Raw genomic sequence first — 12,607 nt, 5'->3', positions numbered from 1 at the left:
CCGGGTCAAAGCTCAGCGAGCCGCTGGGACCACCGCTTCACCGTTGCCCACCGCCGCGGGGGCGACAGCCGGCGGAGCGGCTGCGGCCGCTTCGCGGGCCAGGAACGTGCCCAGCTCGCCGATCGTGCTCATCAGCGGCGCCGGGAACACCACCGTGCTGTTGTGGTCCACCCCGATCTCCATCAGCGTCTGGAGGTTCCGCAGCTGCAGCGCCAGCGGGTGCGCCATCATCGTGTCCGAGGCGGTGCCGAGCGCCGCCGCGGCCTGGGCCTCGCCCTCGGCGTTGATGATCTTGGCTCGCTTCTCCCGCTCGGCCTCGGCCTGCTTGGCCATGGCCCGCTTCATCGTCTCCGGCAGCTGGATGTCCTTCAGCTCCACCAGTGTCACGTCGACGCCCCACTCGGTGGTGGTCACGTCGAGGATCTGCCGGATGTCGGAGTTGATCTTGTCGGTCTCGGCCAGCGTCTCGTCCAGGGTATGCTGGCCGACGACCTTCCGCAGCGTCGTCTGGGCGATCTGGTCGATCGCCGCGTAGACGTTCTCGATCGCGACCACCGACTTCGTCGCGTCCACCACCCGGAAGTACGCCACCGCCGAGACGTCGACGCTGACGTTGTCGCGGGTGATGATGCCCTGCGACTGGATCGGCATCGTGACGATCCGCAGGGACACCCGGCGCAGCACGTCGATCACCGGGATGATGAACCGCAGCCCGGGCTCGCGGACCCCGATGACCCGGCCCAGCCGGAAGAGCACCCCCTTCTCGTACTGCTTGACGACCCGGATCGACAGCGCCAGCAGGACGACAACGACCGCGCCCGCGATCCACCAGCCGATCATGACGCCACTCCCTTCGTTCGGACCGGGACGCTCCAGCGGTCGGAGCGGCCCGCGGTCATCAGGTCGACGACCGTTTCCTTGGTCAGCTCGCCGGTGGCGAACACGCCCGCCATCCGGCCCAGGTACAGCACGGCGATCCGGTCGGCCACGTCGAAGACGTCGTTCATGTTGTGCGACACCACGACCACGCCGAGCCCACGCTCGGCGAGGCGGCCGACCAGCTCCAGCACGACTTCGGTCTGCGCCACGCCCAGTGCCGCGGTCGGCTCGTCCATGATGACCAGCTTCGAGTGCCACAGAACAGCCTTCGCGATCGCCACCGCCTGGCGCTGGCCGCCGGAGAGCGAGCCGACCGGCTGGCGGACCGACGTCACCGTCGTCACGCCCAGGCTGTGCAGCGTCTCCTTTGCGGCCAGCTCCATGCGGTCTTCGTCGAGCGTCACGTGCCGGACCTTTTCCCGGCCCAGGAACATGTTCTGCACGATGTCGAGGTTGTCGCACAGTGCCAGGTCCTGGTACACGGTCTCGATGCCCAGTGTGGCGGCGTCCCGCGGCGTGCGGATGCGCACTCCGCGGCCCTGCCAGGTGATCTCGCCGGCGTCCGGGACGTGGATGCCCGCGATGCACTTGATCAGCACGGACTTGCCCGCGCCGTTGTCACCGACCAGCGCGGTCACCTGGCCGGCCGGGACGTCGAGGTCGACGCCGGCCAGCGCCTGCACCGGCCCGAACTTCTTGGTCAGGCCCCGGACGCGCAGCAGCGGCGGGCCGGCGATGGTCGTCACGTCAGGCCGTTTCCCGGGCGACCTCGGCCAGCCGCCTGCCGAGGGGGCTGTCCGGCGTGCGCGCCGGCGGCGGGATCACGGCGACCGGGCAGGTCGCGTGCCGCAGGCAGGCGCTGCTCACCGAACCGGCGAGCGCCGCCCGCACCTTGCCCTTGCCGTGGCTGCCCACGACCAGCATGGTCGCGTCCTTCGCCCGTTCAGCCAGCACCGCGGCGGGATCGCCGTCGGGCGCCGAGCAGCGGGCCGTCACGCCCGCGAGGTCCTTCGTCACCGCGGTGACGAGCTTCTCCAGTTCGTGGAGTGCACCCGGCGGGCTTCCTCGAGGGTCCGGTGCACGGACGCGTCGTCGAGCATCGCGTCGTGCAGCCACACCGTCACGACGTCCAGCTCGGCGCCGCCGATCGCCGCCTGCCCGGCCGCCCACACGAGCGCGGCCGTGCCGGCGTCGGATCCGTCGACACCGACCACGATCCGGCCTCTCGCCGTTGCTTCGGTCATCACCGCTCCTTCCGCAGTCCCCTGCACCTTCAGCGAACTCCTCACCCGCGCCGGGCGAAGCAGTCGTTCTGCCCGAGCTGCGAGGACCTTGGGCCCTACGGGTCGTGCGCGCCGCCGGAGAACCATCGGCGGGAGGTGACGACGACAGGGAGAGACCCATGACGGTACGGCTCGGCATCAACGGATTCGGCCGGATCGGCCGCGACATCCTCCGGTGCGTGCTGGAGACCCCGGACAGCCCGATCGAAGTGGTCGCGGTCAACGACATCACGTCCCCGGAGATGCTGGCGCACCTGCTCGCGCACGACTCCACCTACGGGCGGCTGCGCATCCCGGTCGAGGTCGTCGACGGCGAGGCGCTGCGTGTCGGCGACCACCTGATCCAGGTCTCGTCCACCGCGGACCCGGCGCAGCTGCCGTGGGGTGAGTACGGCGTGGACGTCGTCGTCGAGTCGACCGGCAAGTTCCGCACCCGCGAAGCCGCCGGCGTGCACCTGGCGGCCGGTGCGAAGAAGGTCGTGATCTCCGCGCCCGGCAAGGGTGTCGACGCGACGATCGTGCTCGGGGTGAACGAGGGCGACTACGACCCGGTCCACCACCACATCGTCTCGAACGCCTCCTGCACGACCAACTGCGTCGCACCGATGGTGAAGGTGCTGAACTCCGCGTTCGGCATCCGCCGCGGCCTGCTCACCACGATCCACAGCTACACCGGCGACCAGGCATTGCTGGACCGGCCGCACAAGGACCCCCGCCGCGCCCGGTCCGCGGCGGTCAACGTGGTGCCGACCAGCACCGGCGCGGCGAAGGCCATCGGGTTGGTGCTGCCGGAGCTGGCCGGCAAGCTCGACGGCGTGGCGGTCCGCGTCCCGGTCGAGGACGGCTCGCTGACGGACCTGACGGTGGAGCTCGAGCGCCCGGTGACGGCCGAGCAGGTCAACCACGCGTTCGCCGAAGCCGCCGACGGCGACCTCAAGGGCATCCTCCGCTACACCGAGGCGCCGATCGTGTCCCGCGACATCATCGGCGACCCGGCTTCGTGCGTGTTCGACGCCCAGCTGACCAAGGCCGACGCACACCTGGCGAAGGTGTTCGGCTGGTACGACAACGAGTGGGGGTACGCGACCCGCACGGTCGAGCTGGTGGAGCTGATCGGGCGATCGCTGGGCTGAAAGCCCCGGGCGCCCGCCGGTGATGCGGCCCGGCGGGTACCCGTCGCCGGCCGGACGAGGCGGAGACGATGAGACCGATGTCCGCCGCTGCCCACCGGCCACACCGAAACCGCCGCTCTCGAGATCAACAACCGCGGAGTGGTCGTCGGCGCGGTGACCGATTCCCTGCCCGCACGCTGCGTAGTGAGGCCGGGCGATTGACCGGATCGGCGTTCCCGCGGATCCGGCATGAGCGTCAGGCCAAGGCCCCCGGCCACCGGCACGCTTGACGTGACCGGTGGCCGGGGACCTTGCTGTGCCGGACCGATCCGTCAACTCGATCGGCGGCGGCTGACGAGTACCAAGGACGCGCCGGCGACGAAGGTCACCATTCCGCCCAGGGCGAGCCACCCGACGTCCACGCCGGTCGAGGCGAGACGGCCGGTCTCACGGCCCGCGACAACCTGTCGGGCAGGTGCGGGCCGAGCGGGTGCACCGGCCGATGGCTTCGCCGCCGGCGGAACGGCGTCCGGATCGGGCTGGTCCGGTCCGGGCACGAGCACCACCCAATTCGGCGGGTAGAACCCGTCATCGCCGCCGCGAACGAGCCACATCTGCGTCCGGCCCCACTGCCCTTGCCACGGGCCGACGACGCCGACGTCATAGCGGTCGGCGGGCAGGTCGAAGAAGGCGACGTACCCACCCGGCCCGGTCACCGCACGCGCCACGATCGCCCCGGTCACCTGGTTGCGCAGGTAAACCTTCAGGCCGGACGGCCCCTCGTACTGCGGGTGACACCCACAGCTGTAGACCGGGGTGACGACGTACCCGACGGACTTGGTCGCCCTCGCGCCGGGGATCCGGGTGGCCGCCGTCACCTCGACGTACCCCAGGGACTCGGGAAAGAAGACGGTGCAGCGGGCCTCCAGGTACCCGGCGGTGACGGACTCCTGCCGCACCGGGATGGTGATCTCGAAGTCCCGTGCGGAGGCCGCCGGCACCGTGCCTCCTGAACCGGCCGGGCTCAGCTCACCCAAGCCGACCGGTGCCCTGTAGTCGCTCGTCCAGCAGTTCGCGGTCAGGCCCGGAACCGGGCCCCGTCCGCTGTTGGCCACCGTGACGATCAACCGGGCGGTGTCGCCCTCGGCGTAGGTGGGCGCCGAGAACCGTGCGGAGCCGGTGAGCCAGCCGGTGATGTCGTACTCGCCCCGGACCACCACTTCCGGCTCACTGTCCCCGGTCACCTCCACCGTGACGCCGGCGAACTTCCAGTCCGCGGAGACACCGTAGAGCGTCCAGGAACCGGCGAGCATGTCGTGGAACGCGAACCGGCCCTGGCTGTCGGTCATCGCATCGAAGTACTTGCCGGGGGCCGACGGCCCCGAGGCGCGGACGACCAGACCGGCCAGGGTCTCACCCGGGTCGATCACGTGGTTGCGGTTGTGGTCACCATAGGCGATCCCGGTGAACCCGCCGCGCACCACCGTGAGCGGGGCCGTGACGGTGACCGAGTTGTCGGCCAGGTCGGCGTCGGGCTCGGTGGAGGTGACTTCGACCGTCAACCGCACCACGTTCTCGCTGACATCTTCGATGTACGCGAAGGCGTAGGCTTCGGCCGTCTCCCCCGGCGCCAGAACGGCGTTCCCGCCGTTGATGGTGCTCCAGGTGTGGGACGTCAGCGTCCCCGAATCGGTCAACCGCACGCCGGTGGCGGTGCCGCCGCCCGTGTTGGTCACCGTCGCGTGAACGACGACCGTGTCGCCCGGCCGGTAGGAAGGTTGGCCGAACGCCACGGTCAGCCGCAGGTCGGGCTGCTCCTCCGCGGCAGCGGGTGGCGCGGAGGCCGAAGTCGTCGACACCGGCGTCGTGCTCGGCGCCGGTGCGGACGACGGCGGGTCCTTCACCGCCGTCTCCGACGGCTTCACCGATGTGGGCGACGCTTTGGCCGTCGAAGTCGGGGCCGGCGACGGCTTGGTGGTCGGCGTCGGCTTCGTCGTCGGCGCCGGTCTCGAGGTCGGCGATGGTTTCGTGGTCGGCGTTTCCGCGGTGGACGGTGGCGGGGAACCCACCGCCGGTACCGTGGAAGCCGGCGTCTCGGTCTCCGCCGCGAACACCGGCCCGGCCGAGACGCCGAGGGACATCGCCACCGCCACCGTGGCCGCCGCGGCGACCCGGGACATCCGTTTCATCCTCACTCCTCCCGTTGCGCGGCCTCCGCCGGCCGCAGTGCGCGTGGTCCGGAGAGCTCGAGCGGGAAGGAACCGGGTGCTCAGCGTCCGGCCGGTTCCGGGAACTGCTTGCCCGCGCGTGGCATCGCGCTCGACAGACCGGGAAGGTCGCGGCCGGGCAGCAGGTGGTGCCAGTAGAACCACGGGGAAATCAGCTTCCCGAGGTGGTTGAGCCGGGACTCCTTGAGCAGCGGCAGTCCCGTCTCCGCCGGGAACCGGCCGGGGAGCGGCCCGGTTTCGTAGTTGAAGTCCAGCAGCAGCGCCTTGCCGAACCCGCTTTCCACGAAACAGGTGGCGTGCCCGTCGAAGCTCGCGTCGAGCGGCCTGCCGTCCAGGAGCTGCCCGACGTTGCGGGCCAGTACTTCGCCCTCGAAGTACGTGACCGAGGCCGCCTTGACCGCCGGGAGCGCCGCGGCGTCCCCGATCACGAAGACGTTGTCCTTCACCTCGGCCTGCAGGGTGTGCTCGTCGGCGCGGACGAATCCGCGCTCGTCCCCCAGGCCGGGTGAACGGTCCACGTAGGACGCGCCGCCGTGCAGCGGGACGACCACCGCCTGGTCGAAGGCGACCTTCCGGCCGTCGGCGGACACCAGCCGCCCGGCGGCGCCGTCGACCTCGCGGGTGGCGAAGCCGGTCACCAGCTCGATGTTCTTCGCCGCCAGCAGTTCGGCGAACACCCCGGCGGCCGCTGGCTCGGCGAACGCAGCGCCCAGCGGCGTCACGAAGGTCAGCTCGACCCGGTCCCGGACGCCGCGCCCGGTGAAGAACCAGTCCGCGAGGAGGCAGAACTCGAGCGGGGCGACCGGGCACTTGACGGGCAACCCGAGGACGTCGACCACCAGTCGGCCGCCGTCGAACCCCGCGAGCGCCGAAGCCAGGCCCACCGCGCCGTCGAGGTCGTAGAACGTGTCGACGTGAGAACGCCAGCCCGGCCCGGTGAGTCCGGGGGTCCTCTCCGGCATGAGTCGCGCCCCGGTGGCGATCACGAGCGCGTCGTAGCGCAGCACGGTCCCGTCGGCCAGGTGCACGCGCGCGGCGTCGAGGTTGACACATTCGATCGCGCTGCGGTGATAGCCGGTCCCGTCGGCCAGCTGCCGGGGGCGCGACCGGACGAGGTCGTCCGCGTCGGCCGTCCCGAACGGCACGAACAGCAGGCCCGGCTGGTAGACATGGTGATCGTCCCGGTCGACGACGGTGATCCGCGCGCCGTCGCCGAAGTCGCGGCACAGGCGGTTCGCCGCCAGCGTTCCCCCTGTTCCCCCGCCGAGGACGACGATGCGTTTCATCGCCGCCTCCTCAGCGCAGGCCGGCGGCCGCGCCGTCGTCCTGCGTGTACTTCAAGCGGTTGCGGACCGCCACCACGCCGGGCACGGACTCGGTCAGCCACTCCGCGCGCTCCACCTCGCTGCGCCGGTCGATCACCCCGCTCAGCGTCACGACACCGTCATCGACCCGGACCGTGACCATCGGCGGCTCCACCCAGATCTGCCGCCGCAGGACGTCCCGCTCGATGATCTCCTTCAGCTCCTCGTCCGGGCGCAGGAACGCGCGCAGGACGTCCCGGCGGGCGAGGACACCGATCAGCCGACCGGAGCCGTCGACGACGTACAGGCGGCGCAGCTTCGCCTCCACCAGCCGCCGGGCGGCGCCGGCCACGGGCTCGTCCTTGGCGACGGTCGGCACGCGCCGGGTCATCAGCTCACGCGCAGTCAGCCCCTGCGCCTTCGTCCACACCCGGCGCTTCCAGAAGACCGGTTCCGGCTTGCTGTCGCCGCGGTGGCGGGCCAGCAGGTCCGCTTCGTCGACCACGCCGATCGGACGCCGGTGCTCGTCGAGCACCGGAATCGCGGCGATGCCGCGCTCCGCCAGCAGCGAGACGAGTTCCTTGAACGTCGTCCCGGGACCGGCGGTCACGACCGGCCAGGTCATCAGATCCGAAACCTGCGGACCGCGCATCGCACACCTCCGTCAGACGGTTCTCTTCACGTTAGGAAGTCCCACTGCCGCCGGGCTGCGGGCGAGGGTCCCCGGGCGAGGGGTCTTTCGCCCCTTTGCCCGTGCCCGCCGATGCCCTTGCCTGGAACACCCGGCGAAAGGAGACCCCCATGACCGGCCACAAGCGGTGGCGCGACCTGAGTCCCCGGCAGCGCGGCCGGATCCGCCTCGCCGCGAGCGTCCAGCTGCTGCTCGCCGCCGCCGCGTGGTGGGACCTCGCACACCGGCCCGCCACGCAGGTTCGTGGCCCGAAATGGTTGTGGGCCCTGGTGATCGCGGTGAACTTCGCCGGCCCGGTGGCCTACTTCGCGCGCGGCCGCGCCACCACCACCGGGCAGAGCGCGTAGGACATCAAAGCCTGGCTCGTCGACCCGAGCGCCAGCCCGCCGAGCCCGCCCCGGCCCCGGCTGCCGGCGACCAGCAGCTGGGCCCGGTCGGCGAAGTCGAGCAGCCGCTCGGCCGGGCGACCGGCCACGACCTCGCGGTCCACCACCACGTCCGGGTACTTCTCGCCCCAGCCGGCCAGCCGCTGGGCGAGCAGTTCCCGGGCGTACTCCTCGGCGGCCGTCCCCGTGTCCCACCAGCCGTCACGGTGCCGGCAGTGCACCGCGATCAGGCGAGCGCCCCGCCAGGACGCCTCCTCGTACGCGACCGCGATGGCTTCCTCGCTCGCCGGGCTGCCGTCGACGCCGACCACGACCGGCCCTTCGGCGGGTGGCTCGTCCTCGCCGGCGTGTGGGCGGATCAATGCGACCGGGCACCGCGCGTGCGCGGCGAGCGCCACCGTGACCGATCCGACCAGGACCCGGCCCAGCGGCCGCAGTCCCGGTGTGCCGAGCACGAGCAGCGCGGCGCCGTCGGATTCGGCGACCAGGGCGTCGGCGGGCCGTTCGGGCCGCAACACCGTTTCGGCTTCGACGCCCGAAGCCGCGTCACGAGCTTCGGCCAGTATGGCCCGTCCTTGTGTCCCGGCCGCCTCCAGCAGCTGCACGTACGTCGGATCCGCTCTCGGGTAGGGCACGGGCAGTTCCGGGAGCGCGTGCACCAGGCGCAGGCCGAGCCGCCGAGCCCGGGCAACGCGCGCGGCCCACCGCACCGCCGCGAGTGCGCCCGCCGAGCCGTCGACGCCGACCACCAGTTTCGTGCCGCTCATCCGATTCCCCTTTCACCTCCCGGAAGCCAACCGGCCTCCGCCCTCGCGCGCGTGAGGCTTCCGCCCCGTTCCGGGAGGACTTCGGTCCTTCGCGCGCGGTCCTCGCCAACCGGCACCCAAGGGCCTCCCGGCCGGGGACTTTCGACTCCGGAAACCCTGGTGCCACCGGAAGAAACTGACCGCATCACCGAAGGAACGGAGGTTTGCCATGTCCATCAAGCCGGACGCTCAGAAGACGGCTCCCACCCCGCCCCCGGCTCACCGGGTCACCGAACCGGCGCCGGTCCCCGATTTCGTCGCCGGTCCCGCCGTCGCCGGGAAATCCCTGGCCGTCCTGCGCATCGCCACCGGGTTCGTCTTCCTGTGGGCGTTCCTCGACAAGCTGTTCGGCTGGGGTTACGCGACCCCGTCGAAGGGCGCCTGGATCAACGGCGGCTCGCCGACCAAGGGCTTCCTGTCCGGCGTCGACGCCGGGCCGTTCCAGTCGATGTTCCACTCCTGGGCCGGCACCTGGTGGGCCGACTGGCTGTTCATGCTCGGCCTGGCCGGCATCGGCATCGCCGTGATCGCCGGTGTCGGGCTCCGGCTGAGCGCCGCCGCGGGCTCGCTGATGATGCTCATGATGTGGGCCGCCGAGTGGCCGCTCGCGCAGAGCACGAGCACCGGCGAGGCCACCCACTCGACCAACCCGATCGTCGACTACCACATCGTCTACGCGCTCGTCCTGATCGCGCTGGCCGCCGCGGCGGCCGGGAACACGTGGGGCCTCGGCCGTCGCTGGGCCGACCTCGCCGGCGACCGCAAGTGGCTGCGCTGAACACCTCATCCCTGGGCGCCCGCCAACCGGCGGGCGCCCTTTCCCCTGCCCGGAAGGAACAACGATGAAAGCACTCGTGTACGACGGACCGGGCCGGCGCAGCTGGACCGACCACGCCGACCCCGGGCTCGCCGCGCCGACGGACGCGATCGTCCGGGTCGACGCGGTCACCATCTGCGGCACCGACCTGCACATCCTCAAGGGCGACGTGCCCGAGGTCGAGCGCGGCCGGATCCTCGGCCACGAGGCGGTCGGCACGATCGTCGAGACCGGGTCCGCCGTCACCGGCGTCAAGGCCGGCGACAAGGTCCTGGTTTCGTGCATCTCCGCCTGCGGCCGGTGTGAATACTGCCGGAAGGCGGCCTACGGCCAGTGCCTCGGCGGCGGCGGGTGGATCCTCGGGCACACGACCGACGGCGTCCAGGCCGAGTACGCCCGCGTCCCGTTCGCCGACACCTCCACCTACGTGCTGCCGCCCGGGGTGAGCGACGAGTCGGCGCTGATGCTCGCCGACATCGTCCCGACGTCCTACGAAGTCGGCGTCGCGGGCGGCGGGGTGAAGCCGGGCGACACGGTGGTGATCGTCGGGTCCGGGCCGATCGGGCTGGCCGCGATCACCAACGCCCAGCTGTTCGCCCCGAGCACGATCATCGTGGTCGACAAGGAACCGGCCCGCCTCGACGCGGCGAAGTCGTTCGGCGCGGACGTACTGGTGCAGCCGGGCGACGCGGCGGCCGCGGTGGCCGAGGCGAGTGGCGGGCTCGGCGCCGATGTGGCGATCGAGGCGGTGGGTGTCCCGGAGACGTTCGAGCTGTGCACCCGGCTGGTCCGCCCGGGCGGGCACGTGGCGAACGTCGGCGTGCACGGCGCGCCGGTGACGCTGCACCTCGAAGAACTGTGGATCAAGAACGTGACGATCACGACCGGCCTGGTCGACACGGCCAGCACGCCGATGCTGCTGCGGATGCTCGCAGCGGGCCGGCTGGACACGAGCCGGTTCGTCACGCACCGGTTCGGGCTCGACGAGATGGACGAGGCCTACGACGTCTTCGCCCACCCGCAGGACAGCAACGCGTTGAAGGTCGCGCTGTTCCGCAGCTGAACCGCGACGCCACGGGCGGCCGCCGATGTGCGCACCGGCGGCCGCATCGAGGTGCGTGCGCGAACGAGAAGGAGGAGCTGATGTCACGACGGCCAAGGTGTGCCGCAGCCGTGTTCGCGGCGATCGCGCTCTGCATCGCCGCCTCGACTGGGCCCGCGTTCGGGGAGAGCAGCGGGCCGCCCGGACCGGTGGCCGCCGAAAGCCTGGAAGCGCCGCATTTCGAAGCGCCCGCTGCCGATCACGATCGGGCAAGTGCCACGACGACGGCAGCGCCCGGGCCGTCAAGACCGGAGCCGACCAAGCCGACGACATCCGTATCGGCTGCGGCTTCCCGGCCGTCCACGACCGCACTGGCGGCCACCGAGTCCTCCCCACCCGGCTCGGGTCCGAGCACACCGGCCTCCACGGCGCCCGGACCGGCTGCCCCCACGTCGGTGCCGGTGGACCTTCGGCTGTCGGTGTGGTTCGACAAGACCGCCTACTTCGCCCACGAGCTGATCACCGCGCACGCCGGAATCACCAACGCGGGCACCGCTCTCGCGACCGACGTTCGGATCAGCTCCACGGGGAACCTGTCGAGCGTGTACTGGGCACCGGTGCCACCGATCGCGCCGGGACAGACGGTCGAAAACAGCGTGACCGGGTACGTCACCACCGAATCCGGCCCGCTGGTCCTCACCGTCACGGTCGGGTCGCCGGGCGGGCCGCCCGACGCGAACCCGGCGGACAACACCGTCACCGCGTCGGTGCCGGTCACCTACCTCCGTGGCAGCTACCGCGGAACCGTCTACGGCGACCGCAACGGCAACCACGCGATGGATCCCGACGAAGCCCTCGCCGGTATCCGGGTCGACATCTTCGGGGGAAACCCCCTCGTCCAGCGGGCCGCGGTGACCGACGCCGGCGGCCACTTCGCGTTCCCGGACGTGCCGGCGGGCGGCTACGCGACCTCGTTCGCCGACACCGATTGGTACCTGCCACTATCGAGCGTCCAAGTGACCGGGGTGGACGACCCGGACGTGCTGATTCGCGGCACGCCGTCGGTCGCCCTCTGGTTGTCCACGTCCGCGGCGTTCACCCGCGAGTCGTACCGGGTGAACGACATCGCGCGCTTGACCCTGACCCTCACCGACAAAGGGCCGATGCCGTTGACAGACCTGACCGCCGAGTGCCGGGCGACCGCATCAGGTCAAGTGGACACCGGGAAGCTGGCCGTGGGCGGGCCTGGCGTGACCGTGCCCGCAGGCTCGAGCCGAATGTTCGAGCTCACCGTCCGGATCACCGAGCAAGCCGCTGAAGAAGGGAACATGCGCGTCTGGTGCGCGGTCGGGGCGCCGCCGTCCGTCAACGGGCCGGTGACCTCCGTCGGGGCGACCGCGCGGGTTCCCGGCGGCGTCGCTCCGGAAGTCGTCGGCTACCTCGGACTCTTCCGCTACCAGCCACAGCTCGGGTTGCCCGCGAGCGACCCGCTGCCCGGGGTGAAGGTCTACCTCCGCGAGCAGGTCACCGGAAGAGTCGTCACGCGGGCGGTGACCGACGCCGCGGGCAACTTCGCCTTCCACCAGGTGCCGGCCGGCATCTACGACGTCGGCGTCGTCGGACCGTGGCAGCTGGTGTACACCGATCCGGAGTTCCTGGTGCGCGACGGCGAAAACGGGCTCGACCCCTACCCTTACCGGCAGCATCGCCTGTTCGTCATCCCCGGCCCTGACCAGCCGGATCCCGATGCCGCACCACCGCCCGGCAGCCGGCCCGCCCGCGCCGGGACAGTCGTGGCGAAGCCACGGCCCGGCACCGCACCCGCACCGCCGGCCGGCCTGGCCACCACCGGCGTCGAGGTGACGTGGCTCGCGCTCGGCGGCCTGCTGACCGTCGTGATCGGCACCGGGCTGGTGCTCCTCACCCGGCGGCGGTGGCCGTAGCCGGTCACGCGGAGAAGCGGGGGGCCGGCCGGGGGGGGGGGGGGGGCGGCGGCCGGGGGGTGCTATGTAGTGGGGCGGGCGGGGGCGGACCCCCCCCCCCCCCCCCGCGGGGCGGG

Annotated in this window: 13 protein-coding genes; 5 read left to right on the top strand and 8 right to left on the bottom strand. The window is 71.8% G+C overall.

The features are described 5' to 3' along the window. Nucleotides 1-12: 12 nt before the first annotated feature. Genes ABZX11_RS36215 through ABZX11_RS36200 form a run of 4 tightly spaced genes read right to left on the bottom strand, consistent with a single transcriptional unit; the run spans nucleotide 13 to nucleotide 2,123 of the window. Complete coding sequence (locus ABZX11_RS36215) at nucleotides 13-840, bottom strand: slipin family protein (RefSeq protein WP_176177182.1); 828 nt, start codon at nucleotides 838-840, stop codon at nucleotides 13-15. Beyond that, nucleotides 837-1,616, bottom strand: a complete 780-nt coding sequence (locus ABZX11_RS36210) for an ATP-binding cassette domain-containing protein (protein ID WP_354922055.1) — start codon at nucleotides 1,614-1,616, stop codon at nucleotides 837-839. Before ABZX11_RS36210 ends, ABZX11_RS36215 begins: the two co-directional genes overlap by 4 nt. 10 nt (nucleotides 1,617-1,626) lie before the next feature. Then, on the bottom strand, nucleotides 1,627-1,896 hold the full coding sequence (locus ABZX11_RS36205) for a universal stress protein (protein WP_354921839.1): 270 nt from the start codon (nucleotides 1,894-1,896) through the stop codon (nucleotides 1,627-1,629). Further along, nucleotides 1,893-2,123 (bottom strand): universal stress protein, encoded by a 231-nt coding sequence (locus tag ABZX11_RS36200; protein ID WP_354921836.1) that lies wholly within the window; start codon nucleotides 2,121-2,123, stop codon nucleotides 1,893-1,895. Before ABZX11_RS36200 ends, ABZX11_RS36205 begins: the two co-directional genes overlap by 4 nt. Before the next feature lie 158 nt (nucleotides 2,124-2,281). Between ABZX11_RS36200 and gap the strand changes: the two genes are divergently transcribed. Beyond that, nucleotides 2,282-3,295 (top strand): type I glyceraldehyde-3-phosphate dehydrogenase, encoded by a 1,014-nt coding sequence (gene gap / locus ABZX11_RS36195; RefSeq protein ID WP_176177180.1) that lies wholly within the window; start codon nucleotides 2,282-2,284, stop codon nucleotides 3,293-3,295. 311 nt (nucleotides 3,296-3,606) lie between these two features. Here the strand turns inward: gap and ABZX11_RS36190 are convergent, their stop codons facing one another. The 3 genes from ABZX11_RS36190 to ABZX11_RS36180 form a co-directional block, all read right to left on the bottom strand. Continuing rightward, nucleotides 3,607-5,463 (bottom strand): hypothetical protein, encoded by a 1,857-nt coding sequence (locus ABZX11_RS36190; protein WP_354921832.1) that lies wholly within the window; start codon nucleotides 5,461-5,463, stop codon nucleotides 3,607-3,609. Between the two features lie 80 nt (nucleotides 5,464-5,543). Further along, nucleotides 5,544-6,788: an FAD/NAD(P)-binding oxidoreductase gene (locus ABZX11_RS36185; protein ID WP_354921829.1), complete on the bottom strand. Its 1,245-nt coding sequence runs from the start codon at nucleotides 6,786-6,788 to the stop codon at nucleotides 5,544-5,546. Nucleotides 6,789-6,798: 10 nt separating this feature from the next. Continuing rightward, a complete protein-coding gene (locus ABZX11_RS36180) occupies nucleotides 6,799-7,458 on the bottom strand; it encodes a CBS domain-containing protein (RefSeq protein ID WP_176177177.1) in 660 nt (219 codons plus the stop codon). 149 nt (nucleotides 7,459-7,607) lie between these two features. Here ABZX11_RS36180 and ABZX11_RS36175 point away from each other — a divergent pair, with 149 nt between their 5' ends. Next, on the top strand, nucleotides 7,608-7,844 hold the full coding sequence (locus ABZX11_RS36175) for a PLD nuclease N-terminal domain-containing protein (protein ID WP_176177176.1): 237 nt from the start codon (nucleotides 7,608-7,610) through the stop codon (nucleotides 7,842-7,844). On the opposite strand, the gene ABZX11_RS36170 is transcribed toward ABZX11_RS36175, so the two are convergent. After that, nucleotides 7,799-8,650 carry a universal stress protein gene (locus ABZX11_RS36170; RefSeq protein ID WP_354921825.1) on the bottom strand — a complete coding sequence of 284 codons (852 nt, stop codon included), beginning with the start codon at nucleotides 8,648-8,650 and terminating at the stop codon, nucleotides 7,799-7,801. The genes ABZX11_RS36175 and ABZX11_RS36170 overlap by 46 nt on opposite strands. A 208-nt stretch (nucleotides 8,651-8,858) precedes the next feature. On the opposite strand from ABZX11_RS36170, the gene ABZX11_RS36165 reads away from it, so the two are divergent. From ABZX11_RS36165 to ABZX11_RS36155, 3 genes are all read left to right on the top strand, one after another. Further along, nucleotides 8,859-9,467, top strand: coding sequence for a DoxX family membrane protein (locus ABZX11_RS36165; RefSeq protein ID WP_176177174.1), 609 nt, complete (start codon nucleotides 8,859-8,861; stop codon nucleotides 9,465-9,467). Between the two features lie 64 nt (nucleotides 9,468-9,531). Then, a complete protein-coding gene (locus ABZX11_RS36160; RefSeq protein WP_176177173.1) occupies nucleotides 9,532-10,569 on the top strand; it encodes a zinc-dependent alcohol dehydrogenase family protein in 1,038 nt (345 codons plus the stop codon). Between the two features lie 440 nt (nucleotides 10,570-11,009). Then, complete coding sequence (locus tag ABZX11_RS36155; RefSeq protein ID WP_354921821.1) at nucleotides 11,010-12,491, top strand: hypothetical protein; 1,482 nt, start codon at nucleotides 11,010-11,012, stop codon at nucleotides 12,489-12,491. The last annotated feature ends 116 nt before the right edge of the window (nucleotides 12,492-12,607 follow it).

This window comes from Amycolatopsis sp. NPDC004169 (assembly GCF_040610315.1).
Lineage (GTDB): Bacteria > Actinomycetota > Actinomycetes > Mycobacteriales > Pseudonocardiaceae > Amycolatopsis.
The sequence above is the reverse complement of the archived record's forward strand: the minus strand, read 5'-3'. Positions and strand labels throughout refer to the sequence as shown.

Coding starts and splice junctions, on each gene's coding strand:
- ABZX11_RS36215 (WP_176177182.1), bottom strand. CDS start 840: ATGATCGGCTGGTGGATCGCGGGCGCGGTCGTTGTCGTCCTGCTGGCG.
- ABZX11_RS36200 (WP_354921836.1), bottom strand. CDS start 2,123: ATGACCGAAGCAACGGCGAGAGGCCGGATCGTGGTCGGTGTCGACGGA.
- gap (WP_176177180.1), top strand. CDS start 2,282: ATGACGGTACGGCTCGGCATCAACGGATTCGGCCGGATCGGCCGCGAC.
- ABZX11_RS36190 (WP_354921832.1), bottom strand. CDS start 5,463: ATGAAACGGATGTCCCGGGTCGCCGCGGCGGCCACGGTGGCGGTGGCG.
- ABZX11_RS36185 (WP_354921829.1), bottom strand. CDS start 6,788: ATGAAACGCATCGTCGTCCTCGGCGGGGGAACAGGGGGAACGCTGGCG.
- ABZX11_RS36180 (WP_176177177.1), bottom strand. CDS start 7,458: ATGCGCGGTCCGCAGGTTTCGGATCTGATGACCTGGCCGGTCGTGACC.
- ABZX11_RS36175 (WP_176177176.1), top strand. CDS start 7,608: ATGACCGGCCACAAGCGGTGGCGCGACCTGAGTCCCCGGCAGCGCGGC.
- ABZX11_RS36170 (WP_354921825.1), bottom strand. CDS start 8,650: ATGAGCGGCACGAAACTGGTGGTCGGCGTCGACGGCTCGGCGGGCGCA.
- ABZX11_RS36165 (WP_176177174.1), top strand. CDS start 8,859: ATGTCCATCAAGCCGGACGCTCAGAAGACGGCTCCCACCCCGCCCCCG.
- ABZX11_RS36160 (WP_176177173.1), top strand. CDS start 9,532: ATGAAAGCACTCGTGTACGACGGACCGGGCCGGCGCAGCTGGACCGAC.